This window comes from Corynebacterium sp. 22-2729, from assembly GCF_053479475.1.
This window is the reverse complement of record NZ_JBRBCA010000013.1, coordinates 11,690-38,602: the sequence shown is the minus strand read 5'-3', so window position 1 is coordinate 38,602 and position 26,913 is coordinate 11,690. Positions and strand designations below refer to the sequence as shown.

The 26,913-nt window shown below is 58.4% G+C and carries 23 protein-coding genes; 6 read left to right on the top strand and 17 right to left on the bottom strand.

The window, feature by feature from the left end:
- The first annotated feature begins 19 nt into the window (after positions 1–19).
- The 3 genes from ACUY2T_RS09480 to ACUY2T_RS09470 all read left to right on the top strand — a co-directional run bounded on the left by ACUY2T_RS09480 (position 20) and on the right by ACUY2T_RS09470 (position 2,298).
- On the top strand, positions 20–682 hold the full coding sequence (locus ACUY2T_RS09480; RefSeq protein WP_448308390.1) for a TetR/AcrR family transcriptional regulator: 663 nt from the start codon (positions 20–22) through the stop codon (positions 680–682).
- 138 nt (positions 683–820) lie between these two features.
- Positions 821–1,498, top strand: a complete 678-nt coding sequence (locus ACUY2T_RS09475) for a TetR/AcrR family transcriptional regulator (RefSeq protein ID WP_448308389.1) — start codon at positions 821–823, stop codon at positions 1,496–1,498.
- A 77-nt stretch (positions 1,499–1,575) separates the two neighbouring features.
- Entirely contained in the window at positions 1,576–2,298 is a 723-nt protein-coding gene (locus ACUY2T_RS09470) for a nicotinamide mononucleotide transporter family protein (RefSeq protein ID WP_448308388.1), read from the top strand.
- 8 nt (positions 2,299–2,306) lie between these two features.
- Here ACUY2T_RS09470 and ACUY2T_RS09465 read toward each other — a convergent pair whose 3' ends face one another.
- Positions 2,307–3,386 carry a 3-hydroxyisobutyryl-CoA hydrolase gene (locus tag ACUY2T_RS09465; protein ID WP_293790991.1) on the bottom strand — a complete coding sequence of 360 codons (1,080 nt, stop codon included), beginning with the start codon at positions 3,384–3,386 and terminating at the stop codon, positions 2,307–2,309.
- A 120-nt stretch (positions 3,387–3,506) separates the two neighbouring features.
- Positions 3,507–4,496 carry a polyphosphate kinase 2 gene (gene ppk2, locus ACUY2T_RS09460; protein ID WP_448308387.1) on the bottom strand — a complete coding sequence of 330 codons (990 nt, stop codon included), beginning with the start codon at positions 4,494–4,496 and terminating at the stop codon, positions 3,507–3,509.
- Between the two features lie 99 nt (positions 4,497–4,595).
- Here ppk2 and ACUY2T_RS09455 point away from each other — a divergent pair, with 99 nt between their 5' ends.
- Complete coding sequence (locus tag ACUY2T_RS09455; RefSeq protein ID WP_448308386.1) at positions 4,596–5,873, top strand: glycosyltransferase 87 family protein; 1,278 nt, start codon at positions 4,596–4,598, stop codon at positions 5,871–5,873.
- A gap of 6 nt (positions 5,874–5,879) precedes the next feature.
- Here the strand turns inward: ACUY2T_RS09455 and ACUY2T_RS09450 are convergent, their stop codons facing one another.
- The 9 genes from ACUY2T_RS09450 to ACUY2T_RS09410 all read right to left on the bottom strand — a co-directional run bounded on the left by ACUY2T_RS09450 (position 5,880) and on the right by ACUY2T_RS09410 (position 17,143).
- Positions 5,880–7,367 carry an L-serine ammonia-lyase gene (locus ACUY2T_RS09450; RefSeq protein WP_448308385.1) on the bottom strand — a complete coding sequence of 496 codons (1,488 nt, stop codon included), beginning with the start codon at positions 7,365–7,367 and terminating at the stop codon, positions 5,880–5,882.
- A gap of 13 nt (positions 7,368–7,380) precedes the next feature.
- Positions 7,381–7,710: a putative quinol monooxygenase gene (locus ACUY2T_RS09445; protein WP_448308384.1), complete on the bottom strand. Its 330-nt coding sequence runs from the start codon at positions 7,708–7,710 to the stop codon at positions 7,381–7,383.
- Between the two features lie 50 nt (positions 7,711–7,760).
- Positions 7,761–9,614, bottom strand: coding sequence for an alpha/beta hydrolase (locus tag ACUY2T_RS09440; RefSeq protein ID WP_448308383.1), 1,854 nt, complete (start codon positions 9,612–9,614; stop codon positions 7,761–7,763).
- Positions 9,601–11,451, bottom strand: a complete 1,851-nt coding sequence (locus ACUY2T_RS09435) for an ABC-F family ATP-binding cassette domain-containing protein (protein WP_448308382.1) — start codon at positions 11,449–11,451, stop codon at positions 9,601–9,603. Before ACUY2T_RS09435 ends, ACUY2T_RS09440 begins: the two co-directional genes overlap by 14 nt.
- Positions 11,444–12,466 carry a 4-(cytidine 5'-diphospho)-2-C-methyl-D-erythritol kinase gene (locus tag ACUY2T_RS09430; RefSeq protein ID WP_448308381.1) on the bottom strand — a complete coding sequence of 341 codons (1,023 nt, stop codon included), beginning with the start codon at positions 12,464–12,466 and terminating at the stop codon, positions 11,444–11,446. Before ACUY2T_RS09430 ends, ACUY2T_RS09435 begins: the two co-directional genes overlap by 8 nt.
- Positions 12,463–13,431, bottom strand: a complete 969-nt coding sequence (rsmA, locus tag ACUY2T_RS09425; RefSeq protein ID WP_448308380.1) for a 16S rRNA (adenine(1518)-N(6)/adenine(1519)-N(6))-dimethyltransferase RsmA — start codon at positions 13,429–13,431, stop codon at positions 12,463–12,465. Before rsmA ends, ACUY2T_RS09430 begins: the two co-directional genes overlap by 4 nt.
- 63 nt (positions 13,432–13,494) lie before the next feature.
- Positions 13,495–14,673, bottom strand: coding sequence for a resuscitation-promoting factor (locus ACUY2T_RS09420; protein ID WP_293790982.1), 1,179 nt, complete (start codon positions 14,671–14,673; stop codon positions 13,495–13,497).
- A gap of 253 nt (positions 14,674–14,926) precedes the next feature.
- Positions 14,927–15,826 carry a TatD family hydrolase gene (locus tag ACUY2T_RS09415; protein ID WP_448308379.1) on the bottom strand — a complete coding sequence of 300 codons (900 nt, stop codon included), beginning with the start codon at positions 15,824–15,826 and terminating at the stop codon, positions 14,927–14,929.
- Between the two features lie 54 nt (positions 15,827–15,880).
- Positions 15,881–17,143 carry an MFS transporter gene (locus ACUY2T_RS09410; RefSeq protein WP_448308378.1) on the bottom strand — a complete coding sequence of 421 codons (1,263 nt, stop codon included), beginning with the start codon at positions 17,141–17,143 and terminating at the stop codon, positions 15,881–15,883.
- 149 nt (positions 17,144–17,292) lie between these two features.
- Between ACUY2T_RS09410 and ACUY2T_RS09405 the strand changes: the two genes are divergently transcribed.
- Positions 17,293–17,973: an HAD family hydrolase gene (locus ACUY2T_RS09405; RefSeq protein WP_448308377.1), complete on the top strand. Its 681-nt coding sequence runs from the start codon at positions 17,293–17,295 to the stop codon at positions 17,971–17,973.
- Positions 17,974–17,980: 7 nt separating this feature from the next.
- Here ACUY2T_RS09405 and metG read toward each other — a convergent pair whose 3' ends face one another.
- The 3 genes from metG to rsmI all read right to left on the bottom strand — a co-directional run bounded on the left by metG (position 17,981) and on the right by rsmI (position 22,566).
- Entirely contained in the window at positions 17,981–19,819 is a 1,839-nt protein-coding gene (gene metG / locus ACUY2T_RS09400; protein WP_448308376.1) for a methionine--tRNA ligase, read from the bottom strand.
- Between the two features lie 78 nt (positions 19,820–19,897).
- On the bottom strand, positions 19,898–21,610 hold the full coding sequence (locus ACUY2T_RS09395) for a BCCT family transporter (protein ID WP_448308375.1): 1,713 nt from the start codon (positions 21,608–21,610) through the stop codon (positions 19,898–19,900).
- A 41-nt stretch (positions 21,611–21,651) separates the two neighbouring features.
- A complete protein-coding gene (gene rsmI, locus ACUY2T_RS09390; RefSeq protein ID WP_293791039.1) occupies positions 21,652–22,566 on the bottom strand; it encodes a 16S rRNA (cytidine(1402)-2'-O)-methyltransferase in 915 nt (304 codons plus the stop codon).
- Positions 22,567–22,780: 214 nt separating this feature from the next.
- Here rsmI and ACUY2T_RS09385 point away from each other — a divergent pair, with 214 nt between their 5' ends.
- Positions 22,781–24,256 carry a dolichyl-phosphate-mannose--protein mannosyltransferase gene (locus tag ACUY2T_RS09385; protein WP_448308374.1) on the top strand — a complete coding sequence of 492 codons (1,476 nt, stop codon included), beginning with the start codon at positions 22,781–22,783 and terminating at the stop codon, positions 24,254–24,256.
- An 18-nt stretch (positions 24,257–24,274) separates the two neighbouring features.
- Here ACUY2T_RS09385 and ACUY2T_RS09380 read toward each other — a convergent pair whose 3' ends face one another.
- Genes ACUY2T_RS09380 through sepX form a run of 3 tightly spaced genes read right to left on the bottom strand, consistent with a single transcriptional unit; the run spans position 24,275 to position 26,899 of the window.
- On the bottom strand, positions 24,275–25,033 hold the full coding sequence (locus ACUY2T_RS09380) for a zf-HC2 domain-containing protein (protein WP_448308373.1): 759 nt from the start codon (positions 25,031–25,033) through the stop codon (positions 24,275–24,277).
- A 60-nt stretch (positions 25,034–25,093) separates the two neighbouring features.
- Positions 25,094–25,516 (bottom strand): DoxX family protein, encoded by a 423-nt coding sequence (locus ACUY2T_RS09375; RefSeq protein WP_293790975.1) that lies wholly within the window; start codon positions 25,514–25,516, stop codon positions 25,094–25,096.
- Between the two features lie 15 nt (positions 25,517–25,531).
- Positions 25,532–26,899 carry a divisome protein SepX/GlpR gene (gene sepX / locus ACUY2T_RS09370; protein ID WP_448308372.1) on the bottom strand — a complete coding sequence of 456 codons (1,368 nt, stop codon included), beginning with the start codon at positions 26,897–26,899 and terminating at the stop codon, positions 25,532–25,534.
- Between the last annotated feature and the right edge of the window lie 14 nt (positions 26,900–26,913).

Genomic DNA, 26,913 nt, shown 5'->3' with positions numbered 1-26,913 from the left:
AAGAAGGATGGCGCGCGAAATGAGTAACCAAAACGGCAATCAACCTGCGGAAAAGACACTTGACCTAAGAGATCGCAAGAAAGCTGAGACTCGCGAACGCATTGCCCAGGCTACCGTTGAAATTCTGGTCAACGAGGGAGCAGAGAATGCGACAATTGCCCGTATCGCAGAAAAGGCGGACATTTCCGCGCGCACTTTCCACAACTATTTCCCCCACCGGGAAGCAGCTTTGTTATTCATACTTAATCAATTTGTCGACGAAATGGTTAACATTGTGGAAGTCGCAAGACCCGGCCAACCTTTAATCTCAATCGCCGAGAACATTGCGGTAAACCTCTATAATCGCCCGTCAGAAAATCCCAGGAGTATCGACACTCTCCCCCGCCTCGCTGACCACCTCCGCAGTATTCCACCTCATCAACGAGAGGAACTTTTCGCAGAGGATCAGCGGCACTTCAGTTCCGGCGTGGAGTTCTTTTCCCCACTTGTAGAAGCTTTTCAGCAATACAGCAAGCGGGCAGGAAACACCCTATCCACTGTCAATGCACTACTCCTCATCAATACCATGATGTTCATTCCCGGCATCTTCGTGGAGCTCAATAAGACGGGCGATGTCACCACCGAACAAGATATTCGAAACGTTTTCCAATTACTGGCAAATGGCCTCTCAGAACTCCGTTAACTCTTAGAAAACGCTAGATGGACAGTTTTCATTATCGAGTTCAAGCTTCAGCTGCAGCAGTCCTGCTACACTACTCTTCAATCAGCTTTATCGCGCTCATTGAACTCATTGGGCAGATTGAAAGGTTTCCTCACTCTCATGGCGACAAACGCGACCATTCCCGAGCCCTCTGCTTCTAGGCGTGAACAGAAAAAGGCCGAGACTAAACAAAACCTTATTGATGCCGCGATCGATCTGTATTTGAACGACGGGCCGGATGCAGCCACGGTACATGCCATTACTAAGAACGCTGGTGTGTCTCCCCGTACCTTCCACAACTATTTCGAACGCCGCGACGATGTCTTCGCATACTATTTGCACGACGTTTTTGAGAACTTCGCCCGGCGCGTCAAAGAGGTCGCCACAGACCACCGCACTGGCCGCACCGCCGATATTCTGCGCGACACCATGTGGATCTACTGCTCCCCACTAGGGCCGGAGTCCGGGGACAACTCTTCACAGATCTCCGACCCCATCACCCCAGATGTCCGCAAGTTCAAGCCTTTACTCATCATGCTGGAACATCCTCATCAGAACAGTAGCGGCGACAGCCTGGAAGTAGATCTCCCAACCCTTACCGAGCCCGGCACTCAGGCGCTATGTGAGATCGATCCCAACCTCACCCCCTTCGATGCTTTCCTTCTATTAGATGTTGCTTTCAGCATTGCTCTGCGGGCTATGGAGGCCGCGGCGGACGAGAGGCTCACAGGCGATGCCACCCCGCGGGAACTCTACGATCGAGCCTTCGACATGCTGGCTAGCGTAGATCGCAGTTAAAAAACCAATGCAGTTAAAGGGCTAATACGCTCTGAAGTGCTTACCCGGTTTTCTGCCGCGGATCCGAATGGGGAAAGATGGTGACTGTGGAATCCGAGGGAATCTTTACAACACTTCTCAACGCAACACTGTTCATAGGCGGCTACCCGATCCTCTGGAGAGAGATCATCGGCAATCTGTTCGGCCTCGCCTCCGCCGTCGGCGGAATGAAGCGCGTGGTCTGGGCCTGGCCCGTCGGCATCATTGGCAATATCCTGCTATTCACCGTATTCCTGGGCGGACTCTTCCACACCCCACAAGACCTCGACCTCTATGGCCAAGCTGGGCGCCAGGTGATGTTCCTGATCGTCTCTGTCTACGGCTGGTATCAGTGGAATCGCGCCCGTACCGCCGGTCTGCGCGAACCAGATAACACTGATCCTTCGCGCTCCATCGTCAGTGAACCCGCGGCGGACAGTGCCGCCGTTCAGCCCAGCTGGGCCAGCACCAAGGAACGCCTGGGGATGCTCGCCTTCGCCGTCTTCGGCACCATCGGCTTCGCACTCGTCTTCGATGCACTGGGCTCCTGGGGTCCATGGGCAGACGCCTGGATTTTCACCGGCTCTATCCTCGCCACCTTCGGAATGGCTCGAGGCTGGACGGAGTTCTGGCTCATTTGGATCGGCGTGGACATCGTAGGGGTGCCTCTCCTACTGTCCGCCGGCTACTACCCCTCAGCAGCGCTATACCTGGTCTACGGCGCATTCGTTCTGTGGGGCTTTTTCGTATGGCTGCGGGTGCAACGTAAGGAAAGCGCCTAATCCCCTAACTATCCCAGCAGCTCCTGCCATTTCTGCACATCCACTTCGTCCGTGGACGCAGGCTCAAATTGAGCATTGAAATCCTTGTGTTCCAGTACAGCGCGAACACCCTCAATGAAATTCTTCCCCCGACGCAGCTCTGAGCCAACCTTGTACTCCATGTCCAAAGCCTCACGCAGTGTTGAGTTTTCCGCACGACGGAACAGCTCCACGGTAGCCACCAGGCTCTCAGGGCTGGCTCCCTTCAAGCAATCTGTCACCTTGGTTATGAACTGCGCCAACTCGGCGTCAGAAACAGAATCCGCATCCTTAGCAATCCGGGCCTCGATTTCGGCCCACGAGCCTTCGGCGAAAGTCTGCTCAATCCACTCGGAGTGGCTCTGCAGCGTAGAAACTGGTTCGTCCAGCTCTTGTAGTTCCAGCGCATGTTCGCGCAGTGCCTCTGGCAATTCATCAGTTTGCAAAGCAGCTTCGAAAGCGTGAACATCTGCCACCAGGTTCGTACCCAGCCCGGTGTAAAGCATATCTGCCGGGCTTAGGCGCCACCCTGTCGTAGCGATAAACAGGCCAATGGCTGGCGGAACATCCAGATGGGTCAGCTTGTGCGACATCCCTACGTCGGGCACGAACCCGATCGCCGCCTCTGGCATAGCGCCGAGCGTACGGGGAGTGATGATGCGGTGCGATCCGTGTACGGAAATGCCCATACCCCCGCCCATAACGATTCCTTCAAGCAGTGCAATGACGGGTTTGTTGACTATGGACAGGCGTTCGTTGAGGTCGTATTCCTCCTCGAAGAAGGCGTCACCGAATCGGTACATGCGCTTCATGTCCCGCGTGCGCACGTAGCGCACGTCGCCGCCGGCACAAAATGCTCGATCGGAGGAGGACTTGATGACAATGAAGCGGATCGAATCGTCATCGGCCCATCTATCGACCGCCTCGCGGATCAGGCGAATCATCTCCGCGTTCAAGGAATTGAGAGCCTTCGGGCGATTCAGCTCGATCACTCCGACGCGTCCCGCTACAACAGCGGTAACCTCCGCCTCCGGGTCATACATCGGCTGCTTCCTCTTCTTGTCTGCCATGCAACTATGATTGCAGGAACCAGAAAAGCGCGCAGCCTAAAGTAAGTTTTCCCTCATCAGAATAGAAAAAAGCTAGGCAGATTCTCAGACCTGCCTAGCTTTTAGTGACCTTGAGAACTCCTATTTCTTCTTCTTGGACTTCTTGTCACTCTTCTTGGACTTGGACTTGGCTTTATCCTTCTTGTTTTTGTCCTTGGATTTTTCCTTATCGCCCTTCTTGGACTTGGATTTCTTGCCGTCACTGCCGTTTTTGGACGCCGCAGCCTCCTCGGCCACACGCTTGGCTTCCTTCTTAACCAGATCCTTCTCCAGCATCTTCGCCACATCCGGGACATAACGGAACTGGGTACGCGGCGGGCGCTCATAGGTGGATTCGGATTCCGGCCGCTCCGGGATCTTCGGAACGTTCTTTTCGACATACTCCCACGGAATCGTGTTCAACAGGTGGTTGATCACGTTGATGCGGGAGCGTTTCTTATCCTCAGACTCCACTGTGTACCACGGGGCGGAGGGGATGTCGGTGTGGACGAACATTTCGTCCTTCGCACGCGAGTAGTCCTCCCAACGGGTGATGGACTGCAAATCCATTGGGGACAGCTTCCACTGGCGCAGTGGATCCGACTGGCGAGATTGGAAGCGACGAATCTGCTCTTCATCGGAAACAGAGAACCAGTACTTACGCAAGATAATGCCGTCTTCTACCAACAGTCGCTCAAAGATAGGCGCCTGGTGCAGGAAGCGACGGTACTCCTGGGTTGTACAGAAGCCCATCACGCGCTCGACACCAGCGCGGTTGTACCACGAGCGGTCGAAGATAACGATCTCACCGGCCGTCGGCAGCTTCTCAATATAGCGCTGGAAGTACCACTGACCTTGTTCGCGAGAGTTCGGCGCGGGCAGCGCCTCGATGCGACAAACACGTGGGCTGAGGTACTGGGTGATGCGCTTGATCGCGGACCCCTTGCCCGCTGCATCGCGCCCCTCCATCACAATGACGATGCGCGCGCCGGTTTCCACCACCCACTGCTGCATTTCGACGAGTTCCGCCTGGAGCCTCTTCAGCTCCTCTTCATAGGCCTGTTTGTCCAGCTTGGGTAGTGCGTTGTTCATTGTTCCAAGCTTAGTTCTTTGCAGGCGGCAACGCCTAATGCACCACCATCGTCAACCGCTCGCGAACCTTCCGCGATGAAGATGGAATAATAAGCCTTTATGCAGACTAAGGAAGACACCCCGGCGCACGTCGAAGATTTCAGGCACCTCAAAATCGGCGTCCCTTTGAAAGTCGTACTCAGCGTACTCGCGGTGCTGTCTTTCCTTCCCACGATTGTGAACACTCGGGGCTTCCACTATCACCTGGATCTCGATGTTTATCGGGTGGGCGCGCAGCGAGTACTGGATGGTCAGGAGCTTTATAGCGGCCACTTCCACATCATCGGCGATACATTCTTGCCTTTTACCTATCCTCCTATTTCGGCGGTATTGTTCACTCCTCTTGCGGTACTTCCCTATGACCTCTCCGCCGTGTTGCTCGCTTCCGCCACGGCGCTCCTTACCTGGTGGATGTTCGCCTACACTCTGCACATGGCGGCGAGGGTGGATCGCACCTCTGCCGCATGGGTCTCGGTCGCGTTGACAACTGTTCTTATCCACCTGAGCCCCATTCACACCACCTTTGCCTATGGGCAGATCAACGTGTTGTTGATGGGCATGGTTTTTGCCGATGCACTGGTCGTTCCTCGTCGTTATCGGGGTCTGCTCACGGGTGCTGCGGTAGCCATCAAATTGACGCCCGCAGTGTTCGGCCTGTGGTTCCTGTTGCGCAAGGACTGGGGTTCCATCGTGCGCATGGGTGCGGGCACGCTGGGTACCACGGCTCTGGCTTGGCTGATTCTGCCCAGTGACTCCAAGGAATATTGGACTCACACGCTGCGCGAAACCGGACGCATCGGCAACCATGAGTATGCCTTGAACCAAAGCCTTAACGGCCTCCTTCACCGCTTCGGGCTACAGACGCAGGACTCCTCAAGCTTGCTGTGGATAATCCTGGTGTGCGTCTCGCTAGTGGTCATCACCTTCGTCATGTTCAGCTTGCTCAAGGCCCAGGCTCCCATCGCTGCTCTTAGCGTCAATGCGCTCTTTGCTCTGCTAGCCAGCCCGATTTCCTGGAATCACCACTGGTCTTGGGCACCGGTACTTCTGGTGGCATTGGCGGGCTACGCCTTCGCCACCCCTGCCTCCCCTGTGGGCACCCCGCGCTGGCTGTGGACTTCCCTGGTGGTATTGGGGTTCGCGGCCTTCGCCTTCGAACCCACCGCCTTCGTCCCCTTCCAGGAACAGCGTGAGCTGGATTGGAATCTCTGGCAGGTCATTGTGGGTAACTCTTACCTGTGGTGGACCATCCTTGCGTTGGCAGTGATGACCATTCACTTCGCGTTGTCCCACAAGAGCCGCCCTGTCCCTCCGTCCCCCGCTGAGACACAGAACTAGCGTGTCCTAGCACTCAGGGACATTGACTGAAACATTTGTCGCCAAGCCTCCGCCGGCAGTTTCCTTGTACTTTTCGGACATGTCCCTTCCGGTCTGTCGCATGGTCTCAATGACCTCATCCAAGGTGACATGGTGGTCTCCGTCCCCGCGCATAGCCATCTTCGCAGCATTGATGGCTTTCCCGGCGCTGATGGCATTTCTTTCGATGCATGGAATCTGCACCAAACCACCGATCGGATCGCACGTAAGCCCCAGCGAATGCTCCATGGCAATCTCCGCTGCATTGGCGACCTGGCGTGGTGAACCGCCCAGTACCTCCGCCAATCCAGCTGCGGCCATAGAGGCAGCGGAGCCAACCTCGCCCTGGCAGCCGACCTCAGCTCCGGAGATGCTGGCGCGTTCCTTGTACAGCGATCCAATCGCTCCCGCGGCCAGCAAGAATCGCCGGTTGACGTCAAAAGGATCCTGCTTCCCCGCAGGGGTGAACTCGCGGGCATAGAACATAACAGCCGGGATAATGCCTGCCGCTCCGTTGGTCGGGGCGGTCACCACCCGTCCACCGGCGGCGTTTTCCTCATTGACGGCGAGCGCCACCAGGTTCACCCAGTCCTCGGAAAATTCCGCGCTGCGATGCGGATCTTCCTCCATGAGCTGGTCGTACCAGCGCTTGGCGCGGCGGCGTACCATCAGAGCGCCGGGCAGTACTCCGGCAAAGGACACGCCCCGCTTGGCGCAATCCTGCATGGCCTGTGCAATAGCATCCAGGTTCGCATTGATCTGCTCATCGGTGCGCAACGATTGCTCACAGCGCCGCTGCACCTCTCCCAGACTTAATCCCTCGTGTTCGGCCAGCGAGATCAGCTTGTCACCGGATTCGAATAACCACGGACCGGATAGTTCATCGAGAGTGGGAACTTCCTCTTCGGTGCGGATGAAGCCACCGCCGATGGAATAGTAGGTCTGTTTTAGTGGCTCCACGCCATTCACACCGTTGACCACAAAGGTCATCGCATTTGTATGCACCGAGCGACGCACAGTGGGACGCAAGACAATGTCCTCGAAGCCACATGTGATCGGCAAGTTTTTGTCCCCTGCCAGATGGATGGTGCGCGTAGCCCGGATCTCCTCCAGGCGGGTCTGCATATAATCCGGGTCGATCTGCGCCGGATCGGCACCATCCAGCCCCAGCAGACACGCTCCGAGCGTTCCGTGGCCCGCGCCCGTAGCCGCCAGCGAGCCATAGAGGATGATGCTGATGCTGGGACCGTTCTCGCCCTCATCGGGCAAGCTCACAACGCTCGCCAGCTTGTCAGCGCCCAGCGGGTGCAAGCCCTCGTCGGAACCTGAATCGGTGGCGCTAGGGGACGCGGCGTCATCGGCAAAAAGCGCCTTGACCTGCTGCGCGAATGAGAGCCCCGCGCGCATGGGTCCGACGGTGTGTGAGGATGACGGGCCTACGCCGATCTGGAAGAGATCGAAAACACTGACGGTCATGCTGATTACTGGGCTAGTTGTCCTCGACGCGGAACTCAGCCATGCGATCCCACTCGGTCTTGCCCGGGATCTTCGTATTGATGATCTCCGGGGTCTCCAGCAGGTACTTCGGCATTTCATCGCAGGCGCGCTTGAAGTGCTCGGACTCGACGTGCGCAACGTCGCTATCGTCCTGGAAAGCTTCGATCAGTAGGTACTCATTCGGGGTTTCCGGATCACGGAACCAGTCGAAGAAGATGTTGCCCTCCTCCGCACGGGTGGACTCAGTGAACCAGGAGACCTCCTGCAGGAAGGTGTCGGCGAACTCCGGGCGAACCTTGTACTTAACGTTGATAAGGATCATGGTTCCCCAGCCTACGCTTTTCTGCGGTATGCAAGCAGCCCCGGCTCGTATTAGCCGTTGTCGACCCCGACTTCTTTCTCCGGCCCCTGGGTGAGCATTGCCTCGTCCAGTTGTTTCCGCAGTTCTTCAGCTCGAACAGGGTTGAAGTCTTCCCCGCCGACCATCGCGAGCATGGCGTCCAGCACCCCATTGCCGTAATTGTGCCCATGTCCATTCGGCACATTGGCGGCGACGGGAAGATCCATTGTTACCTGCCAGAACGTAACAAAAGGAATCCACGACATCGACGGCGAGCGGTCGAACCCAGCGGGTTCCTTTAACCAGTCTGGTTCCCTGGCTATCAGCGACGGTGACCACCACACCACTGGATCAGAGGGGTGTTGCAGGAAAAGGATGCGCGGATGGTGCCAACCACCTGGGGAATTCAAGTCCACCTCATCGCGCCAACTCCAGATTTCATCGGTGTTTTCGGCGAAGCGCACATTCAACCCGCCCGCGTATTCCGCAGAAACCTGCGGCGAACCGGGATCGCGCCGGTCAACCAGGCCGTGCCACAACTTGTTGGAATTCGGTGGCCCCGCCCATAACAAACCATCAACGCTGGCGGCGATGTCCCGAACACCTGAAAACGCGCCGCTGCCGGCATTGGTACCTAGAGATTCGCCATAGACGTAGAGCTTAGGCCGATGGTCCTTCGGCAAAGTGTGCCACCAGTCGACGACGGTGGAAACTAGCGCCTCGCCAGCGTCTTCCACACGCTGCTGATCAGCGATGAACTGTACGCCGCTAGGCAGGTACGAGTATTGCGCCGAGGCGATAGCGGAGTCACCATCAAACATCAGCTCGAAAGCTTGAGCAGCCGTGGGGTTCACCCACCCTGTGCCGGTCGCGGGGACCACAAGCAGCGCCCGACGATCCTTTGCCCCCGTCCGTTTCAACTCATTGACCACACTTTCCGCGCGCGCCGCGTCGGTATCTTCGCTGCCATTCTTCAAGCTGGCATACACCCGGATGGGTTCTTTGCTAGGGCGGCCGGTGAGCTCTTCAAGTTCGTTCTTATAGAGCCCCAGTCCAACAAAGCGCGTACCGAAAGCACCCAGGTCTTCCCATTTATTAGGTGACGCCGAACTACCGGAACGCTCCGGCACATGAGGCTGTTTCAGGTCCGCTCTAATCTCCTGGTCACGGACAGAAAACACATTTTCAGTTGCGTGCACGATCGTGCCGGGCACAACCGTATCCACAACGAACCCCAAAGCCAGCACAACCGCCATCCAGGCAAACAATTGTCGAGTAACTCCGCCGAGACGGCGCCCGACTGGGCCTTCCTCCAAGACTTCGATCAGCCAGAGCAACCCCTTGCCCACAAGGACAATCAGCGCCCACAAGCCAATGCCAACGGGCAACACCAACAGGAACTCTCCCGCCGTATAGGCCTCCGCGCCCATTAGGTTTGCCAGCTCCTGCTGCCAGCGGACAGCGAAGGAGATCCACACCAATAGAGCCAGAATCACAATAAGGACGAAGACGACCTCCAGGCCGGTCTTGAGTTTCCCCATCCTCTGGTCACTCAGACCAGCGCGGAGTTGGAAGCGGCGCACATATTCCCTGGCTTTGCGGCGCCACTTCCACAGAGGTTCGCTGAAGTATTTGTGCAGAAACGCCTCCCACAGCCAATGCAGAAAGACGCCCATGATGTAGCCCGTACCACCGGAGATACCAGCGACGACTCCCTGGAAAAGCCAGTCGCGTGGCAACAGCGAAGGGGTCAGCGAGGCTGCAAACAACAGCGCGCCGACAACCACGCCACCGGGATCAACGTGGGACTCCCACTGATCCCTGGCGGCGCTAAACCTCTCCGCAAGCTCCTCCTCGGCATCGGAGGCAACATCAGCTATCTTCAAGCTTCTCCCCAATTTCCAGCCACTTCATCTCTAGCTCGCCGTGTTCATCCTGGGCTGCCTTCAAATCTTTATCAAGCGCAGCTAACTCCTCGGTGACAGGCTCCCCAGTGGCCGCCTTCTCTGCCACCTCATTCATCTTCCCGTGGATGGAATTGATCTTTGCTTCGACCTTGGTCATCTTCCTTTCCAGCGCACTCATTTCCTTAGTGAGAGCATGAACTTCCTTGGCACCGAGGCTGGGGCGTCCAGAAGAAACAGCGTCAGACTCTGCACCGGCGACCGAACCAGCAGCGTCGAACGACAGGGTGTTCTTGCGTTCTTCCGCACTGGCCTGTTGTTTGCGGTGCTCTAGGTACTGCTCAATTCCACCGGGCAGGTTAGTCAACTGTCCATCGCCGAAAAGCGCCCAGGTGGAATCGCAGATGCGCTCGATCAGATACCGGTCGTGGGAAATAACCACGAGCGTACCGGGCCATTCATCCAGCAAGCTTTCGAGCTCTTGCAGCGTATCGATATCGAGGTCATTGGTCGGCTCGTCCAGCAGCAGCACGTTCGGTTCGCTCATGAGCACGCGAGTGAGCTGCAGGCGGCGCTTTTCGCCACCAGAAAGATCGCCGATGGGTGTGCGTTGCCGCTTCGCGCTAAAGCCCAGGCGCTCAGCCAGTTGCGAAGCAGTGATTTCCTTTTCCCCGAAGGTCACATAGCTGGCAACATCCTCAACGGATTCGAGCAACCGCTTCGTGGGATCCAGGTCGTCCAGCTCCTGGCGTAACCATCCCAGGCGCACAGTCTTGCCTTCCACACGACGTCCGTTGTCCAATGGCGCTTCACCGGCCAAAGTGCGCAGCAGTGTGGTCTTTCCAGAGCCATTTACTCCGACCAGGCCAATGCGTTCGCCGGGGCCGAGGCGCCAGGTCAGGTCATCGACCAGAGTGCGCCCGTCGGGCGTGGTGATACGCGCGTCTTCCAGATCGATGACCTTTTTGCCCTGTCGGCGTGCGGAGAAGCTCATGAGCTCCACTTTGTTTCGCATCGGCGGCACATCGGCGATCAAAGACTCCGCGGCCTCAATGCGGTATCGCGGCTTGGAGGTACGCGCCGGTGCGCCGCGGCGCAGCCACGCCAATTCTTTACGCGCCAAGTTTTGACGTCGCTGTTCAGCGGCATCGGCCTGGCGGGCACGTTCCGCGCGAGCGAAAGTCCAGTCGTTGTAGCCGCCCTCGTACACGTCCACCACTCCGTCGTGTACCTCCCAGGTGTGGTTGGCGACGGTGTCCAGGAACCAGCGGTCGTGGGTGACGATAACCAGCGCAGTGTTGCGACTCAGTAGGTGCTCAGCGAGCCACTGCACGCCCTCGACATCCAGGTGGTTGGTCGGCTCATCCAGAATCAACAGGTCGAGATCCTGCACTAGAGCAGCGGCCAGGCCCGTGCGACGACGCTCGCCACCGGAGAGCTCCTGCACCTTCGCATCCAGCCCCAGGCGGGCGATATCCAATCCGTTAAGTACGCTACGGACCTTCGGATTGCCCGCCCATTCGTACTCCTGCAGCCCTAGTGGTTCCAGCACTGCCCCGGCAACGGTCATAGCTGCCGGTGCGTCGCGCAGTACATCCTGGGTGACCATGGCCATGCGCAGGTCGTTGTTGTGGCTCACACGCCCGGAATCCGGTTCGTCCTTCTTGCTCAGAATATTCAGCAGGGTGGACTTACCCCCACCGTTGAGTCCCACTACGCCAATCCGGTCGTTGCTATCCACGCCGAGGCTCACGTCATCGAGAAGGGTCTTTAGCCCGTAGCTCTTCGAGACTTTTTCTAGGTTGATGAGGTTAGTCACGTACTTCCTCCCTTTTTATGACGCCCGCAGCTGCAGCTGGGGAATTAGTCGTCATTGTGGAGCTGGCTTTTCCAGCGACGCTTACGGCTGTGGCAACCTCCACCGCGTCGTCAGCAGAAGCACACAGCATGGCCACGGTCGGGCCGGAGCCGGAAACGATTGCGGCAATGGCCCCGGCTTCAGCGGCGGCTCTGAGGGTTTCCCGCAGACTGGGCAGCAGACTAATGGCCGGTGCCTGCAGATCGTTGACTAGAAGTTTGCCTACCTCTTTGGGGTCACCCCCGCGAAGGGCAGTGATCAAAGCTTCGGGGCTGCCCGCGCGGGTGGCCTTTGGGCTGTTCACTTCTGCACTAGCACGCTGCTGATCGAGTTGTTTGAAAACCGACGGGGTGGACAGGCCGCGTTTATCAGTGGCGATGGCCCAGTGATATGTACCTGTGGCTATCACGGGCATGAGGTTCTCGCCCTTGCCTGTGCCCCATGCGGTGCCGCCGAGGAGGCAAAAAGGAACATCTGCTCCCAGGTCAGCGGCCAGTTCTACCAGTTTTGCACTATCCGGGCGACGCGGAGCACGGGGGGCCGGAAAGTACAGCTCTGTAGCGGCAATCAGCGCGGCCGCGGCATCTGCCGAACCACCGGCCATGCCACCAGCAACGGGGATCCCTTTGTCGATATGGATATGCACGGGCTTGTCTGCCCAGGGCACATGAGCTTTCCGTGCCAAGTCTTGGATAACAGCCACAGCCTTCCACGCCAGGTTGCTGGAATCCTGCGGTACCAGGTGTGCGTCAAAGCCGGAGACGCTCCACGTGCACTCCGCGGGATCATCATCCTCGCGCAGAGCTACGGTGACCTCCTCCTTCAGGGAGACAGCCTGAAAGATCGTGTCCAGCTCATGGTAGCCATCTTCCCTGGCCGGACCTACGCCTAAGTGCAAGTTAACCTTACCGTGCGCACTCGCCGTTATGGAGCGATATGGAGGTTTTTGGGGTCCAAAAATATGCGACACACTCATCGAGCCCCTCGCTGACTTCCTTGCAGGGAGGTCACGGCAAGCTGCACAAATTGCTGGGTGGAGAGCTTCTCGCCACGCAGGGTTGGATCGATCCCCGCGCTGCGCAGCGCCTCCTCGGCAGCTTGACCGCTACCGAAATGGCCGGACAGTGCGGCCCTTAAGGTCTTGCGCCTTTGTAGGAATGCCGCATCAGCCAAAGCAAACACTTCACGGCGCAGCGCCTCTGATTCAGTGTTTTCTGATTCAGTGTCTTCTGATTCAGTGTCTTCGCCAGCTTCACGGACGATCTCCGCCCATGGCTGCTCTCCCTCGGCATAGCGGTCTATCCGCACCAGACCAGAGTCGATCTTGGGGGCAGGCCAGAAAACGTTTTTACCGATGGTCGCCGCGCGGTTGACGGAACCATAGAAACCAGCCTTCACACTGGGCACTCCATAGATTTTGGAGCCAGGAGTCGCAGCTAGGCGGTCTGCAACTTCCAGCTGCACCATGACGAGCACGCGATCGATGCTGGGGAATTCCTCCAGCATGTGCAAGAGCACAGGCACGGAAACGTTATAGGGAAGATTCGCGACAAGTGCGGTGGGAAGTGGGCGTCCCGCGTTCGCAAAGTCCTCGGCGGTGACGACCATTGCGTCCTTGAGAATCACTGCAGCGTCAAGCCCCTCGGCGCCTTGTTCTGCAAGGGTTGCGGGTAGTTTCCCGGCCAGTCGTGGGTCGATTTCGACGGCAGTGACACTCGCTCCAGTTTCCAGCAACGCTAGAGTCAAAGACCCCAGGCCAGGCCCGATTTCTACCACGTTGTCCGCGGCGGACACGTCGGCGGCCTTCACGATTTTGCGCACTGTGTTGGGGTCGTGGACGAAGTTCTGCCCCAGCTTCTTGGTGGGGTTTAGGTCCAGCTCTTCGGCAAGCTGCCGGATCTCATTTGGCCCCAGCAGCCGAATCTTCCGTTCATTCACCATTCACAGGATAGTCGAGCTAGTGCCCGATAAAAACCGACGAAGGTGCGCAGTGAGGCGAGCGGGTTAGCGTATACCCAACTTGGAAGTGCAGGCAGGCCATGCACCCCAGCCCTGGGCAGCCTGCACCTTCTTGGCTACGGCGATCTGCTGCTCGCGGGTTGCCATGTGGGCAGCCGGTGCGTACTGCGTGCCACCGAAGCCTGCCCAGGTGGACGGGGTGAACTGCAGGCCTCCGGAGAAACCGTTGCCGGTGTTGATGGACCAGTTGCCGGTGGACTCACACTGTGCCAGCTGATCCCATACGGAACCGTCGGCTACAGACGGTGCAGCTGCGCCCGTGTTGGAGTCCTTGGAATCCTCACTGTCGGCAGCCTTCTTGGTGCCGCGGATGATTACGCGCTCCTTCGGAGCAGCGATCTCCTTGGAGGACTTCTCGTCGCGGCTTACTTCCTGGCCATTGACGGTACGGACGGTGACAGTGACGCGAGCCTTGCCCGGAGCACCCTTTTCGACAATCTTTTCCTTGCCCTCTGGCATGTTCGGGTCTTCCTTCACACGCTCCGGAGCCGGAACTTCCTTCACCTTAGTTTCATCGCGGGTGGCGATGCGGGTGACGTCAATGTGCATCCCCTCTGCCAGCGGGGTGTCTGCGGCCGGGGTGACCTTGTCTTCCTTGCCCAGCGGGGTGCCGCGCATTTCGAAGATCTCGCCCACGGTCCGGGCGGGCAGGCTCATGCGGCCCTCTTCACCACCGTCGTTCAAGGTGAACTTCTTCGGGGTAACGATCTCCAGCTCCATGCCGTCGAGCGGGATTTCCTTGTTGCGCGTCTGAGACAGCTGGTTTGCAGCATCGCTACGACCAATCTGATCCAGCAGGGAGCCTACGGTCAGCGCGGTGGTATCAATTTTTTCCTGCTTGCCGTCGATGGTGAGCGCCACGGTGCGAGCGCTGCGCACGGTGATCGTGGAGTTGTCGCCGATGGCCTCATCGAGTGCCGGGGTAACCATGGCACGGTTATCGATTTCCACGCCAGCGGACTTTAGGGCGCCCTTGACGTCGCCGGACATGGTGCTGGCCTGGATGATATCACCGTTGACGTCGAGGGTGACCGACTTCTGCCCAGCGACCGCAACGCCGCCGCCGACAACCAGGGTGGCGAGCATGCCACCCGTGGCGATGCGCAGCGGGGTGGAGTTGGTGTTGTTAATGCGGTGCAGGTGGGACTTCTTCTTCGGTGACACTAGATCGTTGCCTCTCTCATTGTGACGCCCCGAGGTCTCGACTGCGCTTGTTGCTCGGGGCGCCCGAACGCCGATTTTTTCAACTTTTGTCACAATACGATAACGATCCTTGCGAGACAAAGATCCGGGGCAAAATGTTCCACAAATCACAAATATGGGGGTACATCTGCAACAACAGCAAACACGCAGGCTAACTTGCGTTAATTTTTATACGTTTTCGTTACCTCGCGTCACAGCAGAAACACACACCTCACTAGCGGAGTTCGATCCCATAGAGCCGTGCAGCATTGGCTGTCACTAGCTCACCGAGCTCCTGCGGCTTTACTCCTCGTTGTTTCGCCACACACGCCGCCGTGTAGCCCACAAAAGCCGGCTCGTTGCGTGCACCGCGAAAAGGTTCAGGCGTCATATAGGGAGCGTCGGTCTCCACGAGAATCTGTTCCGGCGGCGCAATCCGTGCCGCTTCACGAAGTTCCTCATTGCGTTTGAAAGTCACGTTGCCCGCAAAGGAGAGCACATAGCCACGATCCAGAGCTTCCTTGGCCACCTCCAGTGGAGAGGAAAAACAGTGCAGAATCACGTTCTCCGGTTGGGGCGCATCGGCCAGCACTCGCAATAGATCAGCCTCCGCTTCACGGTTGTGGATCATCAACGCCTTGCCGGATTCGCAGGCCAGGTCAATATGGAAGCGCAGTGCCTCCTCCTGCACCTCAATGCTCGGGGTCTCCTCCCCATCTCCTGCATCTTTGCCAATCCAATAGGAATCCAATCCAGTTTCACCAATCGCCACGCAGCGTGGGTGAAAGGCCATCTCCCGCAAACGCTCGCGCACCTTTTTTGTCACCGTCTGTGCCTTTGTGGGATGCACAGCGCAGGCCGCCCATACACGATCATGAAACTCCGCGGCCTGCAAGGCCTTCTCCGTTTCCTCAATACCATCGCCAACCGTGCATACCCCGCGCACACCAACCGCATATGCGCGATCCATAAACTCCCCCACCAAGCGCCGGTGATCGCCCTCGCCGAACTCGCGAGCATCCGCATCCTCCCTGCGCTGGTTCTTCAATACCGTGGACCAGAGGTGAGTGTGCGCATCGAAAAGGGGCACAATCGGCTCGGGCGGAACAGGGGTGGGACGCTTCTTTTTAGCCATGCGCACCACCTTAATACCCTTTGGCGGCTGGTTATCAGCAACCGTCATCGGCCGTCAACGATCGTCGACGAATACCCTCCGACTAGCCACCAATCCCGCGCCCAGCAAGACGACATTAAATCCCACGAGAACACTCAGTCCGATGGTCCAGGACGCAGTGGCGTCATAAAGAGCACCAAAACCAAAAGGCCCAATGCAGGCGACGGTGTACCCGATGCCCTGCGCGCCCGACGAGAGCACCGCGGCGGCCCTCGGTTCGCGAGTGCGGGTCGCGATCAGCATCAACCCGAGCGGGAAGGTCGAGCATCCCAGCGACACCAACGAAATCCACACCACCGGCAGGCGCATGGGGTCAGTAATCACCATCAGCAGCGCAACGAACATGCAGCTACAAGAGAGGATCGTCACCGCCGCCGCACCGCGTTCGAAGCGCGAGGTCATCCACGGCACCAAGAAGGATGACGCCGTGCCGACGATGGCGAACACTCCGCCGATAACCCCACCGAGCTGTGCCGAGCCACCGGACTCCACAATGATCTTTGGCGCCCAGGTGATAAAGCAGTAGGAAATCGAGGAGGTCATGGCGAACATGACCACAATCCCCCAGCTCACGGGGTTTTTCCAAATATGACTATAGGCGCCGCGGGACTCGTTGTTTTTGTTGTTTATGACGCCCATCAGCTTCCGTGGGTGCGCTTGTCGCAACATCTCGCCACCGCGTTGGCTGGCGGTTCCCGGAGTCACAGCGAACACAAGCACACCCCAGCACAGCAGCGCCAAAAGCGGCGGGATGGCCCACACTCCGATCGCCACACGCCAGCCCCCGAGTTCGGCGAGCGGCACGGCAACGACAGAAGCAGTGGCCATGCTGACCTGCCCGACTGCCATGTAGGCAATGGACATGACCGTGAGCTTGAAAGGAAAATAGTCCTTAATCACGGCGGGTAAGAGGGTGTTGGTTATACCAACCCCAACCAGCCCGATCATGGTGCCGGCAAGGAACAGCATCTCGTTGGATGCGATAGTTCTTAGTCCAAATCCGGCGGTAGCGAGCACCATTGCCGTGCTAATGACGGCCCGAAAAGACAACGCCTTGGCCATGGGACCAGAAAGGATCGCGGCAACGGCAAACATTGCGGTAGGGGCCATTCCCACTAAGCCGATGAATAGCCCGGAAGCCTCCAGCCCATCGGCGACCTGGTCCGCGATGGGCGGAAAAGTGCTCACAGGGCTGCGCAAGTTGGAGCTAGTCAGCAATACCGCCAATGCCGCAATGAAAGCGACGGCGGAAGGGATGCGACGCGCTCCTTGTCGCACAGTCGGCATTTTGTTCACCCCCGGTTCGTTTTAGCTTCGCGTTGGCGCCACCTTCTGGCCATGCAGGCGAGGCACACTAGCTTTAAACCTACTAGTTCCCACCAGCTACTTCCCACACCACTGCAACTGCAAAGGAAAGCACTCTGACCATGGAACACTTCATCGTCTTCGACTTGGGTGGCGTACTGGTTCAGCGCCGCCACACTCTGCGCGAGCTCACCACTGTGATGATCCGCCACGCCAGCATCCAGTCCCGCGACAATACCGGCAGTCAGACTAGCGTTCCGACCATCATCACTGATCCGTTCAGCTTCGAGGCCGCCTATGGCCGCTACCGCGAAAGCTATAGTCTTTCGATGGGACCGAACGACTATTTCACCACGCTCTGCCGCGCAGCTGGGGTAAGCCCTACCCCGGAACTCCTCGCCGAGTTGCAGGAGACGGACACCCGACTGTGCTCCACCGTTAACACGTCTGTGCTCAACCTGCTGAACCACCTCAACGCTATTGATCAGCCATGGGGCATTTTCAGCAACGCGCCGCGACCGGTGATGGAGGCGGTGCTGAGCCAGGATTGGACCGATGGTGCAGCCGTCACCTGTTTCTCCCCCGACCTGCGGTTCACTAAGCCCCACCAGGGCGCGTTCCGTCGCTTCGAGCAGGCCGCGGCCGCAGCCGGCTACGAGGACGCTTCCCTGGTTTACTTTGACGATCGCCAGACCAACTTGGATGCTGCTGATCGCCGTGGCTGGAACGCATACCCATGGCGGGGCGTGGAATCCGTCCACGAGGTGCTGATGCCGATTACGGGTCTACGCCGCGCGGACTAGCTCCGCGTCACTTCTGGACAGGAGCCCACTCGGGTCCGGTCTCAGCCAGCTCTGGGTCCAGCTTGGGGAACAGTGGTTTTGGCTTGTGCAGTACCGTTCCGGGCTGAATCTCTTGGCGTGCCCATGTCGCCTTTTGCTTTGTGTAGTCGCCCATGATGACGGGGTACGTACGTCCCTTTTCCGGTAGGCCGACGCCCATTGGCTCCCGCGGAGACTCATCAGTCACCTCAATAACCTCTGGCTGAGCTGCCCAAGTCCCTTCCCCGCCGAGAGTTTCATAAATCTTCTGCGCGGAGAACGGCAGGTAGGGGGTGAGCAAGGTGTTGACGTCCGAGACGACCTGCAGTGCGGTGTACAGAACCGTGGCGAGACGCTCGCGCTGCGATTCGTCCTTCGCCAGCTTCCATGGCTCCATTGCGGCGATGTACTGGTTGGCACGACCCGCAATGCGCATGGCTTCGGTAATGCCGGCCTTAAAGCGAGAGCGGCTGAGGTTGTCGCCGACCACGTCGAAAGCCTTGGCGGATTCGGCCAACAGTGCTTCGTCTTCTGCAGTGAGCGGTCCTGGGGTAGGCACTTCGCCAAAGTTCTTGTAGGCCATAGAGACCGTGCGGTTAACCAGGTTTCCCCACTCATTTGCGAGTTCGGAGTTAATGCGGCGCACAAACTCATCCCAGGTGAAATCGGTGTCAGTGGTCTCCGGGCCGGCGGTGGCGATGAAGTAACGCAGTGCGTCGGGACCGAACTCCTTGAGGAAGTCGCGGACGTAGATCACAACTCCCTTGGAAGAGGAGAACTTGGAACCCGACATTGTCAGGAACTCGGAAGACACAACCTCGGTCGGGAGGTTCAGCTCTGGCTCGGCCAACTCGCCGGCCTCTCCGCCCTTGGCTCCCTTGCCGCTGTATCCCAGCAGTTCGGCAGGCCAAATCTGGGAGTGGAAGGTGATGTTGTCCTTACCCATGAAGTAGTAGGACAGCGCTTCCGGTTCGTTCCACCACTTGCGCCATGCCTCAGGGTCACCGATGCGCCAGGCCCATTCGATGGACGCGGAGAGATAGCCCACGACGGCGTCGAACCACACGTAGAGCTTCTTCGCGTTGTTGTCCTGCCATCCCTCGACGGGGATCGGCACACCCCAGTCGATATCGCGGGACATAGCGCGCGGGCGAATATCCTCTAGCAAGTTGAGGGAGAACTTCAGGACGTTCGGTCGCCAATCGGTGCGGCCTTTGAGCCAGGTGCTCAGCGCGTCGGCTAGAGCGGGAAGGTCCAGCATGAAGTGCTCGGTATCGACGAATTCCGGGGTTTCGCCGTTGATTTTGGAGCGCGGGGCGATGAGATCCTCAGGATCCAGCTGGTTACCGCAGTTGTCACATTGGTCGCCACGGGCGTCCTTAGCGCCACAGATCGGACAGGTGCCTTCGATATAGCGATCCGGAAGGGTACGCCCCGTTGACGGGCTGATGGCTCCGCGAGTGGTTTGGGTGACCATGTAGCCGTTGTTGTAAAGGCCGGTGAAGAGCTCTTGCACTACGGCGTAGTGGTTGCGCGTGGTGGTGCGGGTGAATAAATCATAGGAAAGTCCGAGTCCCGCCAAATCTTCGACGATGATGCGGTTGTAACGATCCGCAAGTTCCTGAACGGTCGTGCCTTCTTTTTCCGCTTGCACCAGCAGCGGTGTGCCGTGCTCGTCGGTGCCCGAGATCATGAGCACCTCGTTGCCGACCATTCGCTGATAGCGTGCGAAAACATCCGAGGGCACACCGAACCCGGCGACGTGGCCGATGTGACGGGGGCCGTTGGCATAAGGCCATGCAACTGAGGTGAGAACTCGTTTAGACATAACCTTAAGATTAGGTGATCCGCTTATACGATGCGAAAGCAGCCCAGGTTACCTGGGCTGCTTTTCTATAGCGTCAGTTTATGCGTCTTGAGTTCCCTTGGCAGCTTCCTTGGCAGCTCCCTCGACGCGCCGGGATTTCTTTGCATTCGCAGCTTCTCGCTGCTTGTTGATGCGACGCTCGCGTGCCATGCGCAGAGCGTATTCTCGCTGCGCCTTCTGATCCAGGTAGAGAGGATCGTTGGACAAGGCCTTGAAGATGGCAAACATCAACGCAATGATCACCAGCAGGAAGGGGCTTGCCGCAATGATCGTGACGTTCTGCAAGTTGGTTAGTGCCTCGTCACCACCGGTGAGCAGCAGCATGAGAGCAATCACTGCGGTCAGGGCGCCCCACAGAACCGTGACACCACGGTTAGCGACAAGCTTGCCGCGCTGCGACATTGAGCCCATGACCGTGGACGCAGAATCGGCGGACGTGATGAAGAAGGTCGCCAGCAGAATCATCGCAACGATACTTGCGACCTTGCCCATAGGCAGAGTGTGCAACAGGTTAAATAGCTGGCTGGTGGCCTCACCATCGCCCCAGATGGAGTTGCCCGTGTCCTCTGCGTGAACGGCAGAGCCACCGAAGATCGAAAACCAGATGATGGTGACCACAGTAGGCACCATGAGCACAACGGATACGAACTCGCGGATGGTACGACCGCGGGAGATACGTGCGACAAACATCCCGACGAATGGGGACCAGGAGACCCACCATGCCCAGTAGAAGATGGTCCAAGAGCCCAGCCACTCGCCCGCGCCCTCGCCCGAGTCGGCGGTACGGGCTGCCATGCTGAAGAACTGGGAAAAATAGTTGCCCAGCGAAGTCGGGATCAGATTCAAAATCACCACAGTTGGCCCGGCAATCAGGACAAATAGTGCAATAAGACCGGCCAGGATCATATTCGCATTAGAGAGGTACTGAATTCCCTTGCCTACGCCGGACGCAGCGGAAACCAGGAAACACAGACCCAGGATCACAATCGTGCCGACGATCACGGAAGTACCCGGGTTGGAAATAAGATCCGTTGCTTTCAGGCCAGACTGAATCTGCACAGCGCCCAAACCCAGAGACGCGGCGGTGCCAAAGACGGTGGCGAAAATAGCGGCGACATCAATGATCTTGCCGAGTGCTCCCTCGGCGCGTTTCTCTCCGATCAGTGGGATGAAGGCTGCGGAGAGGAGTTGCTTGCGCCCCAAGCGAAAGGTGCTGTAGGCGATAGCAAGCGCCACGATGGCATACAGAGACCACGGGTGCAGGCCCCAGTGGAAAAGTGTAGAAGCAAAGGAACTTGCCACGTCGTGATCCTTCGATCCTGGCACGCCGTTGCGGTAATAAGTCAGTGGCTCAGTGACGCCATAGAACATCAAGCCAATACCCATGCCCGCAGCGAACATCATCGCCACCCAGGACACACTGTTGAACTCTGGGGATTCGTTATCTTTCCCCAATCGGATGTGCCCGAACTTGCTGAACGCAATGAACAGAATGAAAACGACGAACACGGTTCCGGCCAGCACGTACAGCCAGCCCCAGTCGCCCACCACGTAACTCAGGGCAGTAGAAGCGAATGCGGCGAAGCTATCGCCACCGAACACGCCCCACAGTACGACTGCCAAAATCAAAGCCGCAGCACTGCCGGTTACCACCCAATCGATCGGTTGATCCTGCTCAGACTCATCCATGAGCTGGCCAGCATCCACCTCTTCAGTCTCTTTCGCTAACACTTCTTCTCTTGACACTGTCATTCTTTACATAGTGGGGGTTACGCTGGAACTTTTCAACCGCTTCATTCCCCGCGACCGCGCAGGACGGCCTCATAAAGCTCGCGCTTGCTCACTCCCTTGGCTTTCGCCACCTCTCCGGCTGCTGTCTTTAACCGGTCGCCCTGTGCAACCTTCTGCTCCACCAGTTCGACCAGAGAATCAACATCTGGTTCCTCTGTTTCTGCAGCGGCATCCACCACAACGCATATTTCCCCTTTCACACCTTCAGCCGCCCACTGAGCCAGCTCCCCCAATCCGCCAACCTTTACTTCTTCGAAAGTTTTTGTCAGTTCACGGCACACCGCTGCCTGGCGGTACTCCCCCAATTCGTCTGCTGCCACCTGCAGAGTCTTGGCCAGCCGGTGCGGAGATTCAAAGAAACAAACCGCGTAGGTGGCGTCACTAAAAGCTTGAAAGAAAGACCTCCGGGCGCCGTCCTTGCGCGGCGCGAATCCCAGAAATGCAAAGTGCCCCATGCCCAAACCCGATAGCGCCAGGGCAGTCGGCACAGCAGAAGGCCCCGGCAAGCAGGTCACCGGCACTCCGGCGCGCCGAGCGGCAACGACCAGCGGAAAACCGGGGTCGGAAACAGAGGGCATACCTGCGTCAGTGACCACCAGCACACGACGCCCCTGCTCAGCCTGCTCGACGAAGAACTCGGCCCGCTCGGATTCGTTGTGGTCAAAGTTTGAATAGAGCCTGCCTGCGATCTCCACTCCCAGTGTGTCCGCGAGTGTGCGAGTACGCCGGGTATCCTCCGCGGCCACGATATCGGCACTCGCCAAGGCGTCGATAAGGCGTATAGACGCATCCAGTGGATTGCCCAAGGGCGTGGCCGCCAGGATAATCCCGCCCCGTGGCAAGGGACGGTTCTCGACTGCGCGGGCGACGAGCGCATTGGCATCAACGGTAGCTACGGCATCAACAGCATCACTCATAACCGCCAGTATGCCCGCCATTGCTCCCGCTTGTCCGGTGCTTCTACTAAGGTTGTCTTTCGTGCCGACCTCGTCAACGACCCCACCCACGCCGCCGACGACGCCTGTGAAAGCAGCTACCCCGAAAACCCCCGAAAGGGCACGGAAAAGCGCACGTCGGGCAACTATCGCTGCGCGGGCACGGTCATTCAAACTGACCCGTTGGACTGGCATCATGCTCGCCCTCGGCGTGCTGGGCGCCCTGAGTCGCCTCATGATGCTGCAGCGGCCAACGGATGCGAGCACTCCCGTGTTCGACGAAAAACACTATGTGCCGCAGGCCTGGCAAATTTTTCAGAGCTGGTCTAATCCGCTGATTGGCGGCATCGAGGATAACCCGGGTTATGGATTGGTCGTCCACCCACCGCTCGGTAAACAAATCGAAGCTTTAGGCATGGCCCTTTTTGGCTATACGCCGTGGGGCTGGCGCATTATGTCCGCTCTGCTGGCTGTCGTTGTGATTCTGCTGATCGCCTCCATTGCTCGGCGCATTTCTAAGTCGGATTTGGTGGGTATGTTCGCCGGCACCATCGCCATTTGCGATGGCATTCTTTTCGTCACCGGGCGCTCGGCAATGTTGGACCATTTCCAGGTATTTCTTTTGTGCCTGGCCGCTTATTGCGCCGTCCGCGATGCTGAGCAGATGGAGGATCGCTTCCAGCGCGTCTGGGCTTCGGATCGCATCCAGGATTCGGTTTTTGGTCCCCGCATGGGTTATCGCTGGTGGCGCTTTACCGCCGGCGTCGCGCTGGGCCTGTCGCTGGCGGTCAAGTGGAATGGCCTCTACTACATGGCCTTTTTCGGCGTGACGATCGTTGCGGTTGATTATTTTCGACGCCGCCGTTTCGGCGTAGCCCGTCCCCTTCTCGGAACCGCCTTCTTCGACGCTGTACCCTCCTTCTTCTCCATCGTGATCGTGCCCGTAATCCTGTACGTCGTCAGTTGGCGCGCGTGGTTCGCCTCCGAAGCGGGAGTGTTCCGTCACGCAGTGGAATCCGGTGAGTTCGCTAGTACTACGGAGGGTTGGTTCTGGTCTTTCCTGCCAGACACCGTGCAGAATTTTATCTACTACCACGTGTCTGTCCTGCGTTTTCATACTGAGCTGACCAATTCCAATGGCCACCACCACAACTGGGAATCAAAGCCCTGGTCATGGCTCGTTTCCAGCCGTTCGCTAATGTATTACAGTCCCTCCAACGATGAAGGTATCCATAAGGTGATCCTGCTGGTCGGCACTCCCGCTGTGTGGTGGGTATGCGTTCCAGTGATGTTGTGGGGTCTGTGGTGCCTCATCGTGCACAAGGATCGCCGTTGGGTGGTGCCGGTTCTTGGCTTCGCAGCTGGATTTGTTCCTTGGCTGTTTAACCTCGATCGCCAGATGTACTTGTTCTACGCTGCAAACCTGGTTCCATTCCTTGCCATCGCATTGGCTATGGCTCTGGGTCAGTTGGTGCGCTGGCAGCGCCCGGGCGTAACCCAGCCGTATTCCTCCCCTCGAGCATTCGTCAAGGCTCGCCCTGGACAGCTGCTGGTCGTCATCTACTTGATGCTGGTGGTCTGGAATTTCCTGTATTTCTTGCCGATTTACACAGCCGCACCCCTCAATGACGCTGCTTTCGACATGCGCATGTGGTTGCCTTCTTGGCGTTAGAAGTAGGCGAGGTATGGGTTATTCCCATCCGCGCGGGCGAGGTTGACCTACCTCGTACGTAGAGTGACGGCGCGCATCGCTGGGGCTAAAAGTGACAGGCTGAGCCATGAGCGCGCGCAACGATTGCTTCAGAGGCATGAACACGTTTCGTCGCCCAGCCCACACGATAATCAAAGCCACTACTGCGAAAAGATGCACAAACAACAGCCATAGGGCGTTGAGGTTGCCGCTTTCCCCTATTAGCCCCAGCACGATTTCCCTGGTGGCAAAACCCAGGCCGAAAGCCCACATGGCCAAGTAGATCGGCAAGACTGCAGAGGCAACTTTGGGGCGCCAGGCCGCCCATAGCAATCCGCTAGCCAGGGCAAAGCGCATCGTCGCAGCGTCGGAAACGAAGTGGAGTTGAGACGAGTCGGCGTCGTCCCCAATCGGCCCTCCGAACAACAGCGACAGTCCCCACACGAGATAGACCAGGGCGACCCCTACCAGGGCAAAACGACCGAACGCGAAAGGCAGCTGGCGACGGCGGAGTCCTACACTGATCTGCGGATCGCTATCAGCTTGGGCAAGAACCTGCTCTAGCAGTGCAGCCTTTCGGTCGTCATGTTCAGCACCGGGGTTCGATTCCTCTTCAGCGGGCGCTGTGGTGAGATTCATGCGACGGCCCAGCGCGGTGATGGTGGCGTACCAGCGTTGGCAGTCCTCGCAGCCTGCGAGGTGCGCATCAATGAGCTCGTCGGACAGCTCCGCAGTCTCTCCGTCCAAGCGGGCCGACATGGAAGTTCTGACTTCCTGACAGTCCATGCGCTCATCCCGTCTCTTGCGTGTTTATTAACCTCAGCCGAAGCGCGACAGTGCCTTGTCCAAGCTCGCGCGTCCCGCACCGAAAACAACAATCATCATAAGGGAGACGACCAAGAGCAACATAAACTCCATGCCACCTTCGGTAACGAAGAAACCCTTTGACCAGTGCACAAAGTAGAGCACCAGTGCGCTGTAGATCACGAACAGTCCGGCTACGGCTGTGGTCAGCAAGCCTGCGATGAGCATCGCTCCGCCCATCATCTCGCAAATGGCGGCCGCCCAGGCGCTTATTTTCGGCTGCGGAATATGCAATCTTTCGAAGGTGGCAATAGTTCCAGTTTTGCCATCCATGCCGTCGATAAAGACTTTCTGCCAGCCGTGGGCGATGAAAATCACTCCAGTAACGAGGCGTACCAACAGCAGAGCCGCGTCACGCGTGGCGGGGTGGTTCAGCATGCGCGCGGATCGCTCCTATACCGCGCGGATGCCGGAGCGCGGGTCGAGGTATTCTTCGTCGCGATCGGCAATGCGGGGGTTAGTGAAGTTGGTGTTGGAGTTCGCCCCAGGCCCCACGTGCGTTTCGGTGCCTGGCATGTCGAAGAAGTCGGCGCCGTCGGCGTATTCCAGATTGCTCAAGGCCGGATCGTTGTCATCCGTTTCCAAGATCACTGCACCCGGTCGCATGAGGCGATCCGGGACACCCAGCTCGTCGTCCTCAGTGTTGCGCACGCCCAGGCGAGCGCGGCGCATGCGCGCCAGGCGACGGTGCCGCAGTTCACGTTCTTCAACGGCCTGTCGGCGCAGCATAACTAGATAGAACGCAGTGAATGCAACCATTGCGATAAAGGTCAGCCACACTGCGCCGCCCAGCGCGAGGCTCGTACCGAAAGTTAGTGCGCACAGCGCGAGCAGAACCAGCAGAACCCTCTTGCGACGATTCTGCCGCTGGCGAGCCAGCTCCGCGGAAGCCACGGGGTCATATACGCCGCGGCCACGGCGAGCAGCGAGGTACTTCAGGTCGGCCTCGCTCAGCTCGTCGGAATCCTCGAGGATATCCACAGCCTTACCTGCCGGAGCTGCGTCGACTTCATCGACCAAGCCCGGTGACGCCTTCACGTCCCCGCCGCGCACGTACTGGGTAGGAACTGCGGCGTACGCAGCTTGGCGAGCGGTGTTTTCTTCAGTGTTTTCTTGGGTGTCTTCTTCAGCGTTTTCTTCGGCAACTTCGGCACCACCGGTGCTGTCGGAATTCGCGCCAAAGGCGGCGCTATCAGCACCTTCCGCGTCTGCCTCACCGCTCATCTCTGCCTTCTTCACCGGGGAAAACTCTCCAGTGTCCATCTCATCCTGAGCGGTGTAGCGCACAGCAGCACCCGACACATTGGCGGTCGCCGAGGGAGCCTTCACGTCAGAAGAAACGACCTTTTCGGCAACGTCGCCGGTGTCTTCTACGTCGTCATCGTTGGTCTCCACAACCTCACCATCAATCACCTCGGCGGCCTTCTCGGCCTCCTCATCCGCAGAGCTCTTAGAAGTCATCAGATCTCGCAGCCCACGCGACGCGCCCTTCTTCTTGTTCGCGTTGGAATCCTCGTCTTCCAGCAAGACGTACTCCGGCTCCGCGTCTACCAGCTCCAGCTCCTCGTCATCGGAGCTCATGTACAGCCCCTTTGCGGGCTTGAGCTTGCGCTTTGCATTAAGCTCGCTTCCCCCTCGGTGCAGCACCCTCGTTTCACTCAGTGCCTGAGCAGTCCGTCGCACGGGTTTTTGGTTGCGCAGCAAAAGTGGCGCCAACAGCACCAGCCATACGGCGGCGATGAGCAATAGGGAGCCGGACACGAGTATCAGTTCTC